We start from the raw sequence: 20,595 nt of genomic DNA, 5'->3' as shown, positions 1-20,595 counted from the left end.
CAGTTTACAGAACCATACGCGTCAAGTTAAAGCAAATTTAGAGAAGTTAAGGTGGATACCCTAGTTTTTCTGTACTTGTCTTTTAATGAAAATTGCGACCAAGTTATGGTAAGCTTTTTGAGAAAAATATTTAAGCCTTTAATTTTATTATTTAGTGCTAAAAATAACTCTCTAACCCGTCTTTTTAGCTCAATAAATGCCTTTGTTAAGCTAAGCTCCGTATTTTTTTTCAGTTCTGTGCAACCCACTATTCCATGAAATATAAGAATTGCACACAATTTGGCATATAGCTCACATAATACTCTGTATGGCTTTCCTCTGAGCTTATCAAGCCTTATATTACTCTTATATAATTTGAACAATAATTCAATTTGCCATCTTATTCGGTAAACTACTAGTATTTGCTCAGCATTAATCTTACTTTTTGGAACATTAGTTATAAATATCGACCAATTTAGTAACTTTTGGTTCCTTTGAGAAGATGTGTATCCATGTGATCTTGCTAACCTATTAGCCTTTCTTCTTCTAGCCATAGCTTGTTCTTCAGTTAGTTTTTTAAATATAATTCTTACTTTAACCCTTGTCTCTTTTCCTAACAATACCTCCTGTTCTAGAAAAGATCGATCTCCCAAATGTTCTAGTAAATCTATTTTTTGACCTGTCTCTATATCATATATGTTAGTATCGGATTTATAACGACTTATGAAATAAGCTCCTATTTCATTGATTTGTTTAAAAGAACTTGGCACAAAATAACCCAAATCAGATATTAGTAAATCGTTGTTCGATATATTGCTTAAATGGCTTCTATAACCCTGATCTGACCTTATTCCTTCAGTTATATTAAGCTGGTCTAATGTCTGATTTAGGTAGTCAAAAACTAATTGTAACTTTATTCCAGACTTAGTATTGCTTTCATAACCACTGTAGCTGGTACCATAACCTTTATACATGTCTTCCATACTGTTAGGTAAGCTAATATAGCTGCTGTCTAATAATTTAACACCTCCAAAGTGCTTCAAGATTCTGCAATCAACTTGTAAGGTATTTTTAAGTAACGTTAAAGATTCATTATACATTCTTTTCATGAATTCCACTGCTTCCTTGGTAAATCTAAAGTCCAGACCTTGTTTTGTTATATTTATCGAGTCTTCATTCAATAATTGACACACTGTCTCTATACTACAATTATCAACCCCTATATTACCCAAAACGATGGCTTTTATGAACGACGAGCCTTTTAGCTTCCTCTTTCTTTTTATGAACCCTGTTGTAGCTGAGATTTTATCTGCTTTTTCATTAAAAAATTCTTTGAGCTTTTTTGAGATGCAAACTATTCTTTTCATTGTATAAGTTCTCCGTTTTCTTTGTTAAATTTAAGAGAACTTATATCTTCTTTTTCTCTTCCTTACACTAAGTTTATTACCACAGTTCCTTAACTTGACGCGTATGGTTTACAGAACACTCCCTGGTTGAATATTTTCAAAAGGTTATCTCATTTAGCATCACAAAAAATTCATTTATTGACTTCTTTACTTTTCTGAAAATCACAAAAAAGATCGTATATTTGTGAGAACAAGCCGCGTAAAAATAAGGTTCTAAAAATAGAAGATTTAAATTATTGCAACAAAGTTAGGCGAATTAGTTCATAGATGAAATTGGCCAACAATACTTTTAATCACTTAAAATCCAATATGGAACATTCTTCAAAAGAGTCTCTCTTAACTTCTCTGCTACCCCATTTCATTTAGTTCGGAGCCTCTAAACAACATTTATTAGTTGCAGCTTCAGCACTGCTCTTTTCAAGTGAATTTGAAGGCCCACTACAACAGTATATGATCGCAGCAGCAACAAGACAACAAGCTCCAACTGCTATTCCTACCGCTAACATTCCTGAGTAAACTGCAATAGCTATTCCTGAAATAATTCCAGCTATTGCTAATGTGAAAGCACATACAGTAGGCCGTTTATTTTTTTCTTTACTTCGTGAAGCATCATTATTTAAATTACCTGGCTGTTGATTATTATTTTGAATACCATTTGTTTGATCTGTTGCTACAACTGAAGTTTCTGAGTGTAATCTTTCTGGAACTAATTGTGTATTATTTTCCTCTAGAAAAATTGACTCATTAACATCTTTAAATTCTTCATCTGTGTCGCTTTCTCTAATAGTTGCACGACTTTTATTATAATTTTCTGCATCAAAAAACTTATCCTCACTATTCTCATCAATTTGAGCTTCCGTTTCTCTTATGGTATTCTCCTGCTGATTAGATGGCTCTTGTGCAAAATCTTGCATTTCTTTTACCTCTGACAGTTTCTCGATGATAAGTTTGTATTCATCATTATTTGGTATATTTCTATTGTAATTCGGTAAAGCATTTTTAATATATTCACTAAAATATTTATTTATCTCTGCTAAAATTTTTTGCTGTTCAAAGGTAATTTCTTCAGGATCATCAATATTTACATTGCACACAGCAAAATCTTTAAGAGCTTCTTTCAATTCTGGATGAGATTCCGCATGTTGAACTAGATTCTTAGCCAAACCTTCCAGAAATGGTTTAATGTTCTCTTCTGTAATAGCATTTTTCTGTTCTTCTAGCTTTAGTTCTTCTTCTAAATAATGATCATATTGTTCCAAGATCTCAGAGCTAATTTCGTCTATACTATTAATAATTTGACTCCATGTACCTTGAATGCAGGCACTGCTACCTTCACCATATGTTGTTGACGCTATATATATTTGTTTTAGAAGAATGAACTCTTTTTGCTCTCTCCAGATCTTTTCTATATCTAGATCACTGATTTCTTTAAATAACACATCTACTTTTTTATTGTCGTCTATATCATTTAACAATGTATGTAGTTTCGTTTTATCAAGTTGTTCTGTATCGAAATCTCCAAGTTCTCTTTTTACTGAAGAGAGTTTGCTCATTACTAAATCTTGGTTTTGTGCAATGAGAGTAACTAGCAATTCTTTTTTTTCTTTCAATGGAATGGAAAAATTATCAATAAGTAGTTTTATACGGCCTATAGATTCAGGTATAGTAATTTTTGCATCATCTTTTGTATAATCATATTGTAATCCTTGTGTAGGATATCCTTGGTCATATTCATCGTGGGAGTTCTTTTTTAAATACTTCTTTTTTAGTGCTTCCTTAACTTTATCAATAATATCCCCAATAAAATCTTTATCATTCGGCACAGGATTATCACCTAATGTTTTCTCCATCACACTTCTTTTTTCTTTGTCATTTACACTAAGAAGATTTAGTCTTATTGGATCATTCTGATATTGTTTAAGTAGTTCTATACTTTCTACGTAAGAAGTAGCTGCTTGCTTTAACTGTTCTTCATCTGCTTTCGTCGATTCAACCAGTTTTTTAGCAAGAAAGTTTGTTTTTTTAACTGCTGGACTTGCATGGACAGATTGACGGTCTTGTACAATGCGCAAGTCATCTCTTTTTTGTTCAGGTCTTTGTTTAGGTATCATACCACGTTCAAAGAAAAACCTTTGCATTCCAGGGTCGTGATTATAGAAATGAGATAGTGTGTGTCCTTGCTCATTTCTTGAATTAATTAGAAAAGGATATTTATCATAGTCATCCAGCAAAACCTCTATTCCCCCTGTATAACCGTGTTGTGCAAGATCAAAAAACAAACTCCTTATAGTGCTTTCATCTAGCTTGCGAACATTACTCTTAGATTTTGCTCTTGCTTGAGACCATAATTTTTTCAGACGTTTACAAAAACCCATAGGTTCGTTATTACCTTCTATCTGAGTAATTTTATCTATGAATTCGCAGTATTTCTCAGATTCGGCTAAAGCTTTTGCTCCTTTTGCATCAATATTATTGTCATTTAAATAAAGTCGAGTAAGCTTTGTAAGATTACCATTAGCTAAAGCTTCTACTCCTTCTGCACCAATATTATTGTAACTTAAATCAAGTCGAGTAAGCTTTGTAAGATTAGCTAAAGCTTTTGCTCCTTCGTTACCAATATTATTGTAACTTAAATTAAGTTGAGTAAGCTTTGTAAGATTAGCTAAAGCTTTTGCTCCTTCTTTACCAATATCATTATCTGCCAAATTAAGTTGAGTAAGCTTTGTAAGATTAGCTAAAGCTTTTGCTCCTTCTTTACCAATATCATTAAACCACAAATCAAGTTTAGTAAGGTTTGTAAGATTACTATTAGCTAAAGCTTTTGCTCCTTCTTTACCAATATTATTGCGATGTAAATCAAGTTCAGTAAGGTTTGTAAGATTACTATTAGCTAAAGCTTTTGCTCCTTCGTTACCAATCTTACAAGAACTGAGAGAAAGTTCTATAATATTTTTGTTCTCTTGCAAAAAGCTTATCAATTTATTGATATCTACTTCTTGATCATGCAAACGTAATCTGTTTCCTCTAGTATACTGAATGAAATTCATTTTTACCTTGTTAATATTACTTAATTAATATTCTAATTAATATTTTAACAATTGTCAACTTTACTAATATATTAACTGAACTATATTATAGTTTGCAGAAAATACTGGATTCTATAGCGTTACAACAAATTTGATCATTTACTCTTTTAAAAGACGCAAGAAAAGTGCCTACCTTTGTGAGAGCAGCTCAAATAAAAGCAGGATTGTGAAAATAGAAGCTTGAAATCTTTACAACAAATTTAGACAAATTGGTTCATATGTGAATTTAGCTGAAGTAGGCTATTATAGCTGGTTTTGCGGTATAGTAAAATTACTATATAGAAAAGTTCGAACGGTACACATGGTAGACCAATTGATTCCAAGAAAAACACTTCTCACGTTTCCTGGTTTTGAGTGCTGAAAATGGCCAAATTACCTAGGTTTTTAATATAATATATTGATAAATTAATAGTCTATCATTTGATAATGAGATAGGAAAATTGCAATAAGTCTATCATAAAAAAAATTTCAATTCGAATAAAAAAATGTTGCATTCATCATAATTCTTATTATTCTACCTTTAGAATATTATAGAGGTTTATATGTTTGCAAGTAAAAAGCCAAGTCTAAATGAGTGGAAAAATTGGGCTATCGGTCTTGTGGGTAATACTATGTCTTCAATTGATCAAGCTACCTCACGTTGGTTTTTGAATTTAATTAATGGTCTTGTATCTTGTAAAAAGCATCTAATGTTTTAAGCTTAAGCATTAGATGGAGAAGAGAAGAACTCTGTCAGTGGTCTTAGATATAAAATCTGTAAGGTAGATAAGAGTTCTCTTCTCAAGAGTACAGGCTGGACGGTATCGTAGAAAAACCTAAATGGTTCTAATTCTGTATTCACAAGACTAGCCTTACTTTTCATTTTTAATGGTAACGCATGGGGTTATATATGATCAACAACTTTTTAGGTATAGATGTATCGAAAGATCGCTTTGATGTTTTTCTCTCGTTCATAAGCAAAAAAGGAAGATGTGAAACTAGAAAAAGGAGTTTTAAAAACGAGGATTCTGGGTTTCAAGGTTTACTTAGCTTTCTACAAAAACATAATGTAGAAGAAGTAAAAGCCTGCATGGAGGCTACTGGTTGTTATAGCGAAGCTTTGGCTGAGTTTCTGCACAACGCTGGACATTCTGTTAGTGTTGTAAATCCTTATTGCATAAAATCTTATGCAAGGAGTAAGCTGATACGACAAAAGAATGATCAGACCGATGCAGAAGTTATTGCTGATTATTGCCAAAGACAGGAACCTTCTAGTTGGACACCACCTTCTCCTGAAATGAAAAAATTAAAACATCTTTATCGTTGCTCAGTTGCGTTAAAAGATGAGTTAACATTAGTAAATAACCACTTAGAAAAAAAAGAGAGACTGCTTAAAGAAGTTGCAAGTGCTTGGGAAGACCTTGCAATGAATATAGCTCAAAAAATAGAAACAATAAAAAACTCCGTACGTGAACTATTAAATCAACATAAAGAATTGTTGGAAAATTTTCAACTTCTATTGACTATTCCAGGAATAGGAGAAGAATCAGCAATAGCTATTTTAGCTGAAGTTCCTGACATAGAGGTTTTTAGAGATGCCAGGCAATTGGCAGCATATACAGGAGTTATACCACGAAATATGACGTCAGGTTCCTCTGTATATGCCAAACCCAGATTAAGTAAATCCGGTTCACAAACATTACGTAAAGCACTTTTCTTTCCTGCTATAGTAGCTAAGAATCACAATCCTATCATTATTAGTTTTTGCCAGAGATTAAAGGAAAAGGGTAAGCATAATATGGCTATCGTTGGTGCTGCAATGCGTAAGCTACTCCATATCATTTTCGGTGTTCTAAAATCCAAAAGTGCTTTTAATCCTGACCATATCAAGAATTACAGGGCAAAGCGGTTGGAGGAGAATTTAGTACTTTAAAATCAAAAAATGCGTACTTTCTATCTTATGTAAAATAGCATTTTACACAAATTTATTTAATGTAGTTGGTTAGTGTATATGTTGATAGAAAGTATTTTTTGATTTCGTAATACAGCTTAAGATTCAATTTCTATAATTTTCTTGTTGACTGACAAGACGGTATCTTCCTCGTGATTACTTTGCCAAAACATTTGATCAAGTTAATTATCTTGATAAACAAGTTTGGGAAGGAATGTTTAGAGCGAGTATAGAGGAGATAAAGGAACAGCTAGAGTTAGGAGTATCAGAAAGTATAGTTGAAGCTAATCTTGTTAAGTTGCAGGGGTTAATAGGTAAATATAGTTTGTCTCCTGTCATTTATGAGAATGGACTCGGGGAATTAGAAGATTTTATATCTAATTTTAGTAATGCAGGTAATTATCTCAAAGTATTGAAGGGAATAAGAAGTGAATTTAGAGAAGAGTTAAAGTCACAACCTGCACTATTAAAAGAATGTATCGAAGGTGAAGCTAACTTAGGAAGAAAGGAAGGTGAGTATTATAAATCTCTATTGGATGATAGAAGCTTAAAAAACGTGAGCCCTGAAAGGGTTATTAGTGAATCGCCAATTCTAGATAAAGCTACTGTAAGCAAAAGGGGAAATAACAATTATAAGTTAAGGAATATTAGCAAGTTGCTTTTTAGTAATCCCGGACAAGCATTAACTCTGTTTTTAGCCGCTCAATCAGCTTTTGCTAGCGCTGCTAATATTCAAATGAGTAATTCTACTGGACTTGCTATAGGAAATGATACTTTGTCTTTTGATAATAATCTTTCTAATTTATCTGAGTTTGAAGGGAGAATAAATGAAAATGTTTCTATCCATAGTGTTTCCAAAAGTAGCAATTTTAGGAATAGTAACAAGGTAAGAAAAGAAGTTGAAGTTGTTGCACAAAACCTTAATGGTATGTTTACAAAAATACCTAGAGGTGAGTTTAAAGATTTAAGAGACACCGATGAGCTGGTAGAAGTTTTAACGTATGTAAAGAGCCAACGCTCTAAACGCTCTGCTAACGAGTCACTTTCAGAGATGGAAACTGTTCCAGAGGATCAAGGGGAAATAGTTACTGGGCTTGAAAATAAAGTGAGAGAGTTAAAAAAGGAGATTGAGGAGATAAAGAATTCTTCTTCTGCTTCTGATAAACGTTACAAAGAACAAATCTCCCCGCTTGAAGGGCAACTGTTTTTTTTACAACGATCGTTCAATGATATGAAAAGGCGGTTTAATCAAACACTAACACAAAGAGATGGTGAAATATCCGGGCTGAAGGTAATTGTGGAAAATCTTGAAAAACAAGTCAAAAATTTGAAGGAAACAATTCAAGAAAATGAGCGAAAGTACCTATATGTTGAATGTACTAGGGATATAGAAGCAAGGAAGTTTAAAGATGCAGAAAAAAAACTAGCACAGATTAATAATGAAACTGAAACTTCTAATATAGTAAAAAATGTATATAGTGGCCGGATAGATAACTTTCCTTTGTTGCTTGAGTTTGGTAAGGGTATTGGAGATACCAAGTTAATACTTTGGGTTTACAAAGCTTTAGATTATGAGTTAAGGGACACTAGAAATAGTGATGTTTTAAAAGTAATTGAGTTAGCTAAGGATATAAAATCAAAGGTTATTAACCAACAAAATGCCGACTCTGACACTATGAAGAACGCTACTGCTTTTTTGAACAGTTTGAAAGGCTCAATAAGGGATATGGCAGTAAAAGAGTTAAGCGATGCTATGAAGAACAAGACTTATGATAAAGGAGATCGAGATGTTTTTAAAATATCTAATGCGATTTTTTCACTGAATGGAGAGTTATTTAAAGATTTTATTACAGAGGTCATTGATAACGTATATGGCAAAGTAAGTACGGAAAGTGTAATATTGGACTTTATATACCAAAGTGAATGTACTTCCCGTAGGTATGGGTACGAAGCCATACTAAAAAAAATGAAAGCTCAAGGTCATCTTGACTATGATCCTGCAGCACTTGAGTTAGCCCGCTGTATTAAGGACTTAGTGAATGGTGTAGTTTGTGGTCTTTCGCCAGGAGAGAGGTTTGTGGCTCTAGGGTTAAAAAATGAGCTTCCCAAGCAGCTCCAGGTTGCTATATTTGCGGAAAAAGTATGTATTAAAAATGTTGGATATAATGAGTATTTGTATGCTGCTTCAGATGGTTTTAAGTACGAAGGTAAGCGTAGGGTATTTACTTGGCGGTATAAAAACGAGAAGGTTACACAGGGTGTATGGCAACTTGAACGTGATAATGCGGATTATTACATAAGGAATACTCAGCATAATGAATATTTATCTGCTGGTGATATGGGTTATGACTTGATTGGTAATGCGTTTACTTTGCCTCGCGAAAATTTTCAACCCTATAAATGGAAGCTTAACCTCACTAACTCTGGTGTTAATATACTTCATACCAATAAGTACAAATATACATCTGGTTTGTGTATCAGAAGTGTTGAACCATATGACGACGAAAGAAATAATGTAGCGGAAGGAGGACGGGAAACACCTTTATGCATGTGGGAGATTGAGGACTGTAGCAATATGCGCAGGCGTCGTGATGTACAAAGCTACTCAGAGCCTTCTTCTTACCTAAGCGATATTGCTCTAGAGAAAACGACAGGGAAAAATTCTTCTTTTATTTCGAGGTAACCACTTATTTCCCTCGGCTTTTTTATTTTTCAAGAGATTTTCTATGCCAAATTTTTATAAGTTAAGCTTTGCCAAGCAAGTACTTCCTTTTGATGAAGGGGTACAACTCTATCAAGATAATTCTCGAAGTGGTGACCCTTTACAATTGTATGCTCTTCATAAGGAAGGACTGAATGGCTATCGGTATGACAACAATACTTGGAAAGAGACACTCTCCATGAGAGGTCTTCATGCTCAACAAATCTATTTTGCTGACGTGTTAGGAAATGGAGAACTGATGTTGATTGCAAAAACCAAAGAAGGAATTAGTTTTTACCAGCATAAGAATAACGAGTTTAGTCTCTTAAATAGAACTGAGAATTTTAGGAACAATGGTTTTGGTAGCGTTCGTGACTGGAATGAACCTGGCAGTATTATAAAGTTTGGCCATTTTTACCGTAATCAAGGCTTGGTTGGAATATTAACTTATCGAAGAAACTATGGCACAAAGCTCTTTGTGGTTGTGAAGGATTTGCTTCAGAAACAGCAATATCCAATTCATACACCTAAGTATGATTATACCATCTCTGGTAATTTTTCTCAAGCTAAATTTGCCTTATCTGACTTAAAGCATAGTGGCCAAGAAAATATTATTATTCATGGTAATAATGGTCTGAATATATACTCATTCAATCAAACTCACCGACTAGAACATCTGATGCAAGTACCAAGTAGTGCCAAACCTGATGATTCTGAAGAGGAGTTGTTCTTTCCTAATTTAACAGGGCAGTCTTATCGTGATATCGTTTTGTTAAATTCTAGTGGATTATTTGTCCATCAATATGATAGTAGCGTCAACAATTATGGACTGATTGATTATCAGTCTTCGTTCTCAAAGTTAAAGGGCTGGGGGCAAGAATATGTAAATTCCATTCAATTTGAAGACATAGATTTAGATGGCAGAGAGGATATGCTCTTTACTGGGCCAAGTGGGATAAACTTACTTTCATTTAATAATCTTACTAATCAATGGCAGTCCTTATTGGATAATTCTCAGCTTACTATTTCTCAGCGTCATAGCAGTGTGGTGAAAGTTTTCCCTGCTAGTTCTCCGATTATAAAACACCCGATAGTGCTTACAAAGTATAAGAATCAATTGCACTCAGCAAATATTGCCGAAGTTGAAGATTCACTCTCATTAGAAGAGGAGATACATAATACTTCATCTCAGGTGGCAACATCAAAGGTAGTGCCACAAGTATCTAAGGTTCATCTTGAAGAAGAAAAGCCTCATCTTTTACTTAGGGATCAATTAGATTACTCTTCGATCATCGATGGGGTTAATAAAAATACAGGAAAGCTAAATTTTAAATTGCCATTAATTGATTTATCAAATCTTTCATCTGATCTTAAGTTAGATGTGTTTTATGATGGCAATAGTCAAATATCTGGTAATTTGGGGCTTGGTTGGTCCTTACCACAAAATTTTATAATGGTAGATCACCAAGCGAGTATTTTTCCTGAAGATGAAAAGTATTATATTATACTGCAAGATTTGCCACAGCAACTAGTATTTGATTCTAAAAATTCAACTGATAACGTTTATTCCTTTAAATTATCGAATGAACAATCTGATGTACAGGTACGTTATTATAGAGACAAAGAAAGATGGGAAATAGATAGCAAGGGTGTTAAGCAGAGTTATGGTGGTGCTCAAAATGGAGCTGTTGGTTGGGGATTGAAATGGAAAAATTGGCGAGGTGTAGGTAGTAGCTCCACAGGACAAGAGCAATTTGCCAATGTCTAGTATTTAGCTCAAATAGAGGATGAAAATAATAATGTTCTGCATTGTACGTATGACGCAATTAACGTTGAAGTAGCAAGTGGTAAAAATTTTACCAGGGAAATTTACTTAAAGACCATTAGTGATGATCAGGGCAATAATATTACCTTCAATTACTCTGATAAAGACAAAAGTGAGTATGATTTACCTCCTATAGTAGATAAGCAAGGCAATATCAATACACAAATGGTGCAAACTCGTTATCTTAGTGGCTATAAGGTTAGTACTACAAACTATCAACAAGATATCAGTTTCGTTTATGAAGTAAAAGACAGAAAGCGTTTATTATCTAAAATTAAGCAAGAAGGTGATTCCACTAATCAGCCGATTCTACAATTTTCTTACAGTAAATCACATATGTTGGAGAAAGTTATTTTACCAACTGGTGCAAGTGTTCAATTTGACTACCAATTGCTGGAAAAAGACTTTTCAATTTCAGTTAATGAGAGGATTGGGCAAAGGTATGATGTAGGGAAAGACTACAGAGTAGATTATGTCTATGATTGCGTACTTGTGAGTTATCTCGATAGACAAGAGCGAGTAGTACTTAGAATGTTTAATCAAGAGGTGACAGAGGAGTTGTACTCTTCTCTAGCACGGAAAGATTCATCAAAATTGCCGCTGTTAGGAAGGGGTGGAGCAAAATCTTATGGGGTTGTTCTTACAGGTGGTTTTCTTGCTGTTGTTTTATCTTATAGTACTGATCAAGAGTTACATTTACTACGTCAAGAAGAAGGTAAATGGTTATCCAAATCTTACACTTTTAGTGAAAAAACAACAATCAATCCTGGCAAGGGTTTTATGGTTGTAGTAGATCGTGACTCTGCTATAGAAGTGATTAGCTGGAATAAAGATTCAAAAGAGTGGAGAAAGGATAAACCTTTTGCTGAGTCAGAAGCACCACTATTGCTCAAAGTGTTTGGTAGAGGGTTTATCTTTTATGATAACGATCTTTTGTCAATAGGATATAAGGATTATGAAGACCGGTGGCGGTATAATACAATTGAAGCAATACCCGGAGTGATTAATGATATAGAGGAAACATTAGATAAATTTGATTTAGATAGCAAGCGGCGTGATGATTTTTTCGCATTCTTCAAAAGTAATGCATTGCAAGTTAGTAATAATTTGTTGTTTCTAAATAGATGGAAAACGGAGGGAATGAAGCTTTATTCTGTAATAGACTTATTTGTTCTGGATAGTAGTTACAAATTAGCTAAACGCGAACAAAAAAAGATTCTACAAGATGATTTAAATCAAATTTCAGATTGGTTGGAAAATGGTAGTGGAAGTTCTTTCAAACTTGCTTATCAAATTGTTAACGATAAATTGAAGGTTGTTGCTAAGGATGTTCGTGGTAGTATTGTTGATGAAATACATAAGCAAACTGATAATTCTAATCGAAGAAATGATCAAAAAGATGAAGTTCTCAAGGATGTCACTAAATCTCTAGAAGATCGTGCAAAAAAGCCTTTTCTGCTAAATCCTTATAAGTATCTTGCATTTCTAAATTCACAAGTGGTGATATGTAACAACACCAAGCTCACTTTTACTGGTGATAATTGGAAGGAAGGTACGGTATCTGAAGAAGAGCTGAAACAGGAGAAATTTTCTATTCCACTTGGTGAAAAATTTGTTTTGAAAAAGGAAGATTTAAATTCCTCCATCAAGCTGTATAAGAAGTCAAATGATAAAGAGGAGCTGGTTAAAAATCTAGGAGTCAATCAATTGAATCAGACTGTGGTCAGATATCCGATTTACTTAGCTTATCAGCCAAGGGATCAAAGGGTAAGCGTGATTAAGTTTGCAAATGATGGCAATATTAATAGAACTGATGAATTGTCTTGGTCAGAGGAATTAAGTCCATTCAGTAGTTATCAAACATTGGTAACGAGTGAAAATAGTGGTAAGACTTTGGTCTTTCGCAAACAGGCTGGACATTTATTTCCTGATCCTGTTATTACACAAGTTACAGTGAGTTTTGATGATGGTAATAAGCGTATTACTGGATATGAATATAGTAAAGCAAAAGCGTTAGGTAATATTATATATTATGAAAATGTTTTTGTAGTTCCAGGCAATGATAAGGGATCTTTTGGTTGGATAGAAGAAACCAGAGATTTTGGCAATCAATCTAGAACAGAAAAAAGAATTTTTAACTCACAAAAAGAGTTGATAAAAACTGTAAATTTTGAAGATAAGCAAGCTAATGCTACTGCAGTAGATAAGGAGAATTTATACTTAAACACTACCTTATTGGATAAAACAGGAAGACTAGAAATAGCACAGTTTTTTCCTTACGAAATAGCAGATGAAGAAGTTGGATACTATGGCTTTGAAGGTTATGAGATAAATAGAATTGGTAAAAAGGATTCCACATTTGAAAAGAAATGGGTATTTGATGAGAATGATGTAGTAAGAGAAGGTTTTTCATTTACTGGAAGGAACTATTTGAGCTTATCAGGAAAGTCCTTGGTAGGGAAGTTTCAGCCAAATAATCAAAATCAGGAATACATAGCATCATGCTGGGTAAGGCCACACAGCGAAATGTTTAAACTTGGTGATATTGTTCCTTATCTAAAAGCAGTTGTTTCAGCTGAAAACAAAAATGAGACGGTTTTACCGCTTGGTGAGGTTAAGTTGCAACTGGGTAATTGGTTCTATCTAGAGGTTATTGTAGATTTATTTTATGCGAGAGAGATTTTAAAAAATTTAAATGAAGTACAGACAAATAAAACTCTAGTAGAAAAAGAGGATATAAAATTAATAACATCTATTGTTATAGCTCCTAGTACAAACACTACTATTGATGTAGATCACGTTCGTTTCTCTCCGCTGAAGAGTAGTTTTAAAGCTAATGTATATACCAAACAGGTGAAAGAAGTGATAAGTGCTAGCGGATTGGTTGAGAGACAGATTTATGATAAATATCAAAAGCAAGTAGGAAGAATCAGTGGATATGGTGAGCTTGAGGAGCTTAGTACTTATACTAAATCCTCAAGTATCGGTAAAATAACAGAGCTAAAGAGTAGCGTTATAATTCAGCCTGAAAACGGTTTTTACGAGGATTTTGCTCCTGACTCATTTAACGAGCGCTGGAAAATAGATAGTGCTGATGCTTGGCAAATTTCCCCTGGTCGATTACACCATTTAACCAATGATTCAAATACCTTACAGTTAAATTCAAATGATATAAATCGTAGTTCATGTGGAATGAGGTTTTATTTCTCACTACAGTCAGATGGTACTGTGATCAATTTTAATAATAATCTAAAAGTAATCCGCACAGGAAGTAAAGCGGAAATTGCATTCTCGGGGAGAGGTCAATCTCACTGCCATTAAGTTAAGGGAAAGAGAAGTTAAGATTGGACAAAAAATTTGAAGTGATTGATAATTATGGTAAATACTAGGGTGAATTTTTAAGAAAAGGGAGTCTGAAAAGTGCAAGTTATTTAAAAAAGTAATAATTGCAGGTTATTTTGCAAAGAATGTACTAATGCAATGATACTGAAAAGATATCTTGAATTTAAAACACATGTTTTCTAGCTCTTTTCTGGTAGTTGAGTGAACGAATATCAGATATCTTATGACGATCAACTCTTCTCCCTTTTCTCACCACTAAAGTGTTCATCAAAAATAACTGTGATAGTCGATACATAATGCAGTCTATGTCTGACTCTGTAGAAAAAATATCAAAGGCTAAGTTTTTAATCGCATTAAATGAGACAGATTTATTGATGCTTTTTTTTAGTTTACTATTCTGTGAGCTCAATGTCTCTTCATCATCTTCTATCATGATACTTTCTAGATTACTGATGAAGATAGTTGACCAAAAATCCTGCTTGATAGTTTCAATACTTTTTCCTGTGAAATTCTCTAAATTTAATCTTCCCTTCAGCCTAGAAAAAAATGTTTCTACTCCCCAGCGCAAGTAATATAATCTCTCAAACTCTTCAACTGTAAAACGTTTCTCATCTAACAGAGATGTTACTAACACTTCAACTTCGCCAGAAGAAAGTATTATTTTGACTAACCTGAATTTCATCTCATCAGGTAATCCTAGCTTTCGTAGCTGTCTTGCTACTTTAATAGGTGCGGTAGACACTACCACCGTACTAGATGGGCTTTCCGGCTTAAACATAGTGTTTATTTCATTGAAAGACGAACTTGAACAGCGAATTATATAATTGATTTTCCTTCCTGTAAGCTCAGCAAGAAATCGATAAGATACGTATCCTCTATCACAGATTAACAAATCGTCTGATTTTATGGATTCAAGCATACCGATTGCTAAATCAACCTCATAGCTGTCACCTCTACTTAGCACAGATTTTATTGCAATATTATTTAGCACATCGTAGCAAACTTCAAAGGTTGCACTTGTATAGTCTTCAAATCTCTGGATTCCATTCCATACTGCTCTTGAGCCAAACTCACCTATTATTTTGTCGCTCTTTGGCAGAATCAGTATTGAAGCATCAAATGCAAGTACTCTGAAGCCATGGTGGGTTTTAAATTCCTGATCTTGGTAGTATAGGGAAACTATATCATCATTTAACTCTGAAAACGCAGTATGTTTTAGCTTCTTTCTTGCTTGAGTAAATGCACTTGCCGTAATTGTATAATCTTTTCTTGTATGCAGAACAAACTCATTAAGCATCACTTGTAATGACTTTACACTCTTTCTAAAAATCAGGAGAAATACATTAACGAAGGGCAGCTTTCTTTTTCGTGAGAAGTCTTTTGAGGATGCTCTGTGTGCGTTTATAAAGTTTAAACTCATCAATTTATTTTTTATAAACATGATTATTCTTTTTTTTACTCATGTCATTACTTCTTTTAATTTGTGAATCTTACCTGATTTTATAATACAGTTCATCACTTTTCCTTAACTTAATGGCAGTGAGGTCAATCTATACCACTTGATGGTGAACTACTAATAGTTGCTGAGGGTAAGCGGATATTCGTATGGGTAGATGGAGGTCTATATTTTGATGGTTTTTTGAATGCTTCTCTGTTCAATATAGAAATTAGCGGTAAAGCAAGAATAAGTGATGTGATTGTCTTTAGTCAGCCAAGTGTTGAGGTAACTTATTTCAATCGATTGAATAAAAAGGTGCAGAAAATTGTATTAGAAAGCGAAAATGTTTCAGTAATAACGCAATATCTGTATGATGAGCTTGGTAGAGAAGCTATTGCCACACAACCAGTGGGTATAGAGAGTAATGGTTTAGCCTACTATCCTAATTTTGTTACAAATGGTAATCCTTATGCAGCAAATTCGGTGTGGAAAACTGGCAAATTGAAAGGTGATGCTGCAAGAATTGTAGGAGAATATGGTTACAGTCAGGTTAAATATTGCGATAATCCACTGAATGAGGAGTGTGTAGTAGGTTTACCTGGCAAAGAGTTCTCTATTTCAGGTCCTTATGCAAAACGTTTTTCTTCTTCATTAGATAATTTGTTTATCAGCAATCTCTTTCCTGCCAGCAAAAATTATAGTTACCGTGTAGAGCATAAACCTGGAAATGCGGAAGATATTTCTGTTTTTGACAGCAAGGATAACAGAGTAGCTTGGTACATCTCCACTCCAAAAAGTAAAAGTTTATTAAGCACTTATGAATATGATGAGAATGGCAAGCTAGTAAAGAGTTTACCGCCTATTTATCATGAGAAGGTGGGTACTTTTTACAAAATGAATTCACAGCTTAATTCTACGTCTAGAGAGGAAAAGACTTTGCAAGATTCTTTAGGCGTAAATATAAGTTATGACCAAAGGGGAAAAATCATTAGTAAAACAACGCCAGATTCAGGGAAAGTAGAGAATTTATATGATAAGGATGGATTGCTAAGATTTGTTTTACACTATTCTAATAATGAGAAGATTGATAATACTGTATATTTTGATTATGACGAACTAGGAAGACTGCGAAGTACGGGTGAAGTAATTTCTTCAACGCCTAAGGAAGAGCTGCTGAGTTTAGAGCTTTCTGGTAACAATACAAGAGCATATCAGGAATTTTACTATAGCGATGCTGAACGTCAACCTGTTCTGCGTAGGAAAGTAGCAAGAACTATTACGTTTAATAGTGGAGAACCTCTTATTGAAGAATCAGTATTAAATATAGATGAAGAGACCATAAGTAAACGTATCGTTATTCCAACTAAAGATGGAGAAAAGCCTTTATTGATTGGAGTAAATAAAAGATATGGAGCAGGGAAATTAAGGGAGGTAGAATATCCAATTGATATTCAGGATAGACCTTTGAGGATTAACTATCAGTATGACAAGCTTGGTAGGATTGAAGGTATTGGTGTGAGGGGAAAAGAAGACCTGTTTGCAAGTTTTACCTATAATTCTTATGGGCAGATTAGTAGTGAGGTGCACTTACCAGATTTAGAAAAGAACTTTACGCGTCAATATAGTTATAATTCTGCAGGCTTTTTAACTGAACTAAAGGATAAATTTTTAACGGAGAGGGTTTACTATACCAATGGAAGTTATGGTGGTTATGGATATGGTGATGGAACTATTACACGCACTGAATTTCAAGCAGACTGGCATGAAAATTGTGATGATAGTAAACTTGGATTGAATGAGAAGTCATTTGTAAGTGAATATGTCACTTCTGAAGAATCGGCACTTTGTTTTCGCGAGCTAAAGAAAGGAGGTTATCTGAATGACAATGAGCATCAAGCAAAAGTTTCTTCTACCATGAGGGGCGAGCTTTCAATTATTTGCAGGTATGGTTCGACTGGTCGTCACATTCAAAACACCTTGGGAAGAGAAGGATTTCCTCGAGAATATGGACATAGCTATGATTATGGTAATTATCAAGAGTTGACTAAGGCCAAGTATTTTGTAGGTAAGGAAGCGCCTATGCCGCTGCAGCCTGATAGTTTTGCTAGAGAAATTCCTAGAATGAATGAAACAGCCTCACGTGATATTTGGGAGAGATTGAAAGAGTCTTGGTATCTGATAGAAGACAATGAAAAAGTTGATCTATCTTTAGGTCATGGTAAAAGGGGAAAATCTTTTATTAAAGGCACACTGCTTGATGATCTTAAAAGTGTTAATGCTGATTATGAACGGTATAAATTACCTTTAGAAGAGGTATTGATTGAATATTTTGCTCAAAAGCGGGATTTATCATCATTGAAGGTAAGTTTGCGAGATGCATTTGTAAGGTGGGGTAGTATTGAGGAAGCAAATGCAAATAAGATTGTGAAAATGTTAGAAGAGAAGGGATACTTAAAGAATCCTTTTGCAAAAGAGTTTAATGAGGTAATGGAGCGGTATCAGCCATATGTTCACGAAATAGTTAGTGTGTTGTCGGAACATTTTGCTAAGCGTCTTGGTGAAGCGGAGTTTGATGTTGAGTTTTATAGTATAGATGCAAACGGTAATCATGGGCATTTTTACACTGGATTTGATCGTTATGAGATTGGCTATCGTAATAATACCAACCAAGTTAGCAATGTGAAGTTTCAATCCTTTGCTTCATTTAAAAAAGAACAAAATTTTTCAATAAAACATGATAGTCGAGGAAATGTAATTCAGGCTCTTCACAAAGGCATTGAGCAGATTGATTATCATCCAGTATCAAATCGTGCTACAAAAATAAAATTAACTGACGGTAGAGCATTAGAATTTTACTATGATGGAGGTGGTGAGCGTGTACTAAAGAGAGTTTTCGACAATAAGGGGCAGCTGACAAAAGAAATACACTATATAAGAGATGAGTTTGGTCGAGCATTAGTAGAAAGGGAAGTTACTTATATTGCTGGAGGTTTGAGACCAGACGTATCAGTAACAGCATACATCTATGGTCCGAGAGGGTTGTTTGGGTTTATTAGGAATAATGAGTTTTATAATGTAATAACTGACCATGAAGGCTCAATAAGGTTAGTGGTAAAGGGTGATGAAGTTGTAGCAGCGTATGATTACTTACCATATGGTAATTTAATGCGTAAGTACGAAAGTGATCCTGAAGGTCAAATTTCATATCGTTATACTGGTCAAGAATGGGATGAAGAAATAGGTTTATATAACTACCATTCAAGATTTTATGATCCGAGTATTGGCCGTTTTTATCAGATTGATCCGAAGGAGCAGTACTTTAGTCCATACAAATATGCTGGTAACTCACCGGTATCAATGGTTGATCCAGATGGAGAGCTTGCCTTTTTGGCTCTTCTACCATTTATTATAGCTGGAGCTACAGCAGGAGGGTATTTAGGTGGAGCTGCAGCGAATAATAGATGGGATTTTACGGTATGGGATTTTAAAAGTAAAGAAACGTATCCGTTCAGAGGTGTGGTTTAAGAAACAACAGCTAGCAGGTTTTGAAAAGGGTTTAATTCCTTTTGTTTCCAAGTCAGATACAACGAAATTATCCGCTCAAGAAATCTATTCCCTCGCTCTGACTGTGCAAAATATGAATTCTTACGATAGACAACATAATGCCGTATCTGTCGCTCAACATGGTTATTCGTTAATGGAATATTCTCTGGGTCATCCAAAAATGTCCACATCATTGACTCGGATTTTATAATACCCTTTACCGTTCGTGAAGCTCCTTTTGCTTCAAGTATATAAGATATTTTTATCATGCAGTACTGTATGTATCTTCGTAATTCTTTAGCTTGCTTAGTGAACTTTGAAATACTAATTTCATTTTCTGACAAAGCGTTTTTTAATACAAACAATCCATTAGCTGCGTCTTTTAAACAATGGCTAAGTCTCATTACTTCACTATTCCAACTATGAGATAACCTCTCGAAATTTCTCAATAAGTGAGCCCAACAAATTTGTCGTTTTTCATCACTGAAGTGGTTGTAAACTGCATATCTGTCAGTAATTACCAGGTTTTTGTAATCACAAAATGCACTATTCTTTAAAAATTTCATTCCTCTTGTATCTGCTAACTTCATAAGACTTGCTTTATTGTTGGCAAACATCCAGCACCATCCCAATTTGCCTTTGTTGTAGTGACTGGTTTCATCAATATGCAAAATTTCGCTTGCTTTTATTTCTTCCTCTATTTGTTCATAGGCTTCTTTACATTTTGACGAAACCCTTGCTTCACTATTGGACACACTACCAACACTTATACTCATGTTAAAGATGTCTTTCATAATATTCGCTATTTCTCGCTTTGAATTCTTATAAAACCCACTTAGTGATGCAACTACTGACTTAACTCTAGGACCAAAGGTATCCGGTGTAACTCCTTCTGGTAATTTGCTACTCCTTCTTTTTCCGCATTTACGACAGCGACCATGTTCTAATTGATACTCAACTACGTAAGGCTTAATTTCTGGTAAATCAACTTTTTGATAGACATATGGTTTTTCCGATATTGCGATTTCTTCACCACACTCGCATCTATTTGGTAACTCTACCTTCACCACCTCATCTGCTTCCATTTTAGCTCGGCAATTCCCCTTATGTCCAACTTGACCACCTATCTTCCTGCCGCCCTCTGACTTATCTTCTGGTGTGTCTTTTTTTATTTTGTACAGCTCTTTTGAACTTGGTAAAGATGAATTCCTTGAGTTTAAGCCGAGTCTCTCTCTTAGTTCAGCATTCTCTATTTCTAAGATTTTATTTTTTTCTTCAAGCTTTGCTACTTTCTGCTCTAAGTTTTTACATAACTCTACAATACTGATCAACAATTGAAGCATCT

General features: G+C 34.3%; 10 protein-coding genes. 6 read left to right on the top strand and 4 right to left on the bottom strand.

All coding sequences use genetic code 11. The annotated features are described in order from the left end of the window. Positions 1 to 26 precede the first annotated feature (26 nt). A complete protein-coding gene (locus OPR42_RS00140) occupies positions 27 to 1,346 on the bottom strand; it encodes an IS4-like element ISWosp7 family transposase (RefSeq protein ID WP_264336202.1) in 1,320 nt (439 codons plus the stop codon). Positions 1,347 to 1,747: 401 nt separating this feature from the next. Further along, complete coding sequence (locus tag OPR42_RS00135; RefSeq protein ID WP_265041421.1) at positions 1,748 to 4,432, bottom strand: TomO hydrophobic C-terminal domain-containing protein; 2,685 nt, start codon at positions 4,430 to 4,432, stop codon at positions 1,748 to 1,750. 581 nt (positions 4,433 to 5,013) lie between these two features. Between OPR42_RS00135 and OPR42_RS00130 the strand changes: the two genes are divergently transcribed. From OPR42_RS00130 to OPR42_RS00110, 5 genes are all read left to right on the top strand, one after another. Beyond that, positions 5,014 to 5,169, top strand: a complete 156-nt coding sequence (locus tag OPR42_RS00130; protein ID WP_265041420.1) for a hypothetical protein — start codon at positions 5,014 to 5,016, stop codon at positions 5,167 to 5,169. A gap of 191 nt (positions 5,170 to 5,360) precedes the next feature. Further along, positions 5,361 to 6,383: an IS110 family RNA-guided transposase gene (locus tag OPR42_RS00125; RefSeq protein ID WP_264375440.1), complete on the top strand. Its 1,023-nt coding sequence runs from the start codon at positions 5,361 to 5,363 to the stop codon at positions 6,381 to 6,383. Positions 6,384 to 6,615: 232 nt separating this feature from the next. Continuing rightward, positions 6,616 to 9,084, top strand: a complete 2,469-nt coding sequence (locus OPR42_RS00120) for a hypothetical protein (RefSeq protein WP_265041419.1) — start codon at positions 6,616 to 6,618, stop codon at positions 9,082 to 9,084. Between the two features lie 43 nt (positions 9,085 to 9,127). After that, on the top strand, positions 9,128 to 10,870 hold the full coding sequence (locus OPR42_RS00115; protein WP_265041418.1) for a hypothetical protein: 1,743 nt from the start codon (positions 9,128 to 9,130) through the stop codon (positions 10,868 to 10,870). A 222-nt stretch (positions 10,871 to 11,092) separates the two neighbouring features. Beyond that, on the top strand, positions 11,093 to 14,248 hold the full coding sequence (locus tag OPR42_RS00110) for a hypothetical protein (RefSeq protein WP_265041417.1): 3,156 nt from the start codon (positions 11,093 to 11,095) through the stop codon (positions 14,246 to 14,248). Between the two features lie 184 nt (positions 14,249 to 14,432). Here the strand turns inward: OPR42_RS00110 and OPR42_RS00105 are convergent, their stop codons facing one another. After that, a complete protein-coding gene (locus tag OPR42_RS00105) occupies positions 14,433 to 15,710 on the bottom strand; it encodes an IS4 family transposase (protein ID WP_265041416.1) in 1,278 nt (425 codons plus the stop codon). 198 nt (positions 15,711 to 15,908) lie between these two features. On the opposite strand from OPR42_RS00105, the gene OPR42_RS00100 reads away from it, so the two are divergent. Next, entirely contained in the window at positions 15,909 to 19,232 is a 3,324-nt protein-coding gene (locus OPR42_RS00100) for an RHS repeat domain-containing protein (RefSeq protein ID WP_265041415.1), read from the top strand. Here OPR42_RS00100 and tnpC read toward each other — a convergent pair. After that, positions 19,229 to 20,581, bottom strand: coding sequence for an IS66 family transposase (gene tnpC / locus OPR42_RS00095; protein ID WP_265042338.1), 1,353 nt, complete (start codon positions 20,579 to 20,581; stop codon positions 19,229 to 19,231). The genes OPR42_RS00100 and tnpC overlap by 4 nt on opposite strands. Between the last annotated feature and the right edge of the window lie 14 nt (positions 20,582 to 20,595).

This window comes from Wolbachia endosymbiont (group B) of Melanostoma mellinum (assembly GCF_947251465.1).
Taxonomy (GTDB): domain Bacteria; phylum Pseudomonadota; class Alphaproteobacteria; order Rickettsiales; family Anaplasmataceae; genus Wolbachia.
The sequence above is the reverse complement of the archived record's forward strand: the minus strand, read 5'-3'. Positions and strand labels throughout refer to the sequence as shown.

Bases quoted from the DNA above. Each gene is read 5' to 3' on its own strand.
- OPR42_RS00115 (WP_265041418.1), top strand. From the start codon at position 9,128: ATGCCAAATTTTTATAAGTTAAGCTTTGCCAAGCAAGTACTTCCTTTT.
- OPR42_RS00120 (WP_265041419.1), top strand. From the start codon at position 6,616: ATGTTTAGAGCGAGTATAGAGGAGATAAAGGAACAGCTAGAGTTAGGA.
- OPR42_RS00125 (WP_264375440.1), top strand. From the start codon at position 5,361: ATGATCAACAACTTTTTAGGTATAGATGTATCGAAAGATCGCTTTGAT.
- OPR42_RS00140 (WP_264336202.1), bottom strand. From the start codon at position 1,346: ATGAAAAGAATAGTTTGCATCTCAAAAAAGCTCAAAGAATTTTTTAAT.
- OPR42_RS00135 (WP_265041421.1), bottom strand. From the start codon at position 4,432: ATGAATTTCATTCAGTATACTAGAGGAAACAGATTACGTTTGCATGAT.
- OPR42_RS00110 (WP_265041417.1), top strand. From the start codon at position 11,093: ATGGTGCAAACTCGTTATCTTAGTGGCTATAAGGTTAGTACTACAAAC.
- OPR42_RS00105 (WP_265041416.1), bottom strand. From the start codon at position 15,710: ATGTTTATAAAAAATAAATTGATGAGTTTAAACTTTATAAACGCACAC.
- OPR42_RS00130 (WP_265041420.1), top strand. From the start codon at position 5,014: ATGTTTGCAAGTAAAAAGCCAAGTCTAAATGAGTGGAAAAATTGGGCT.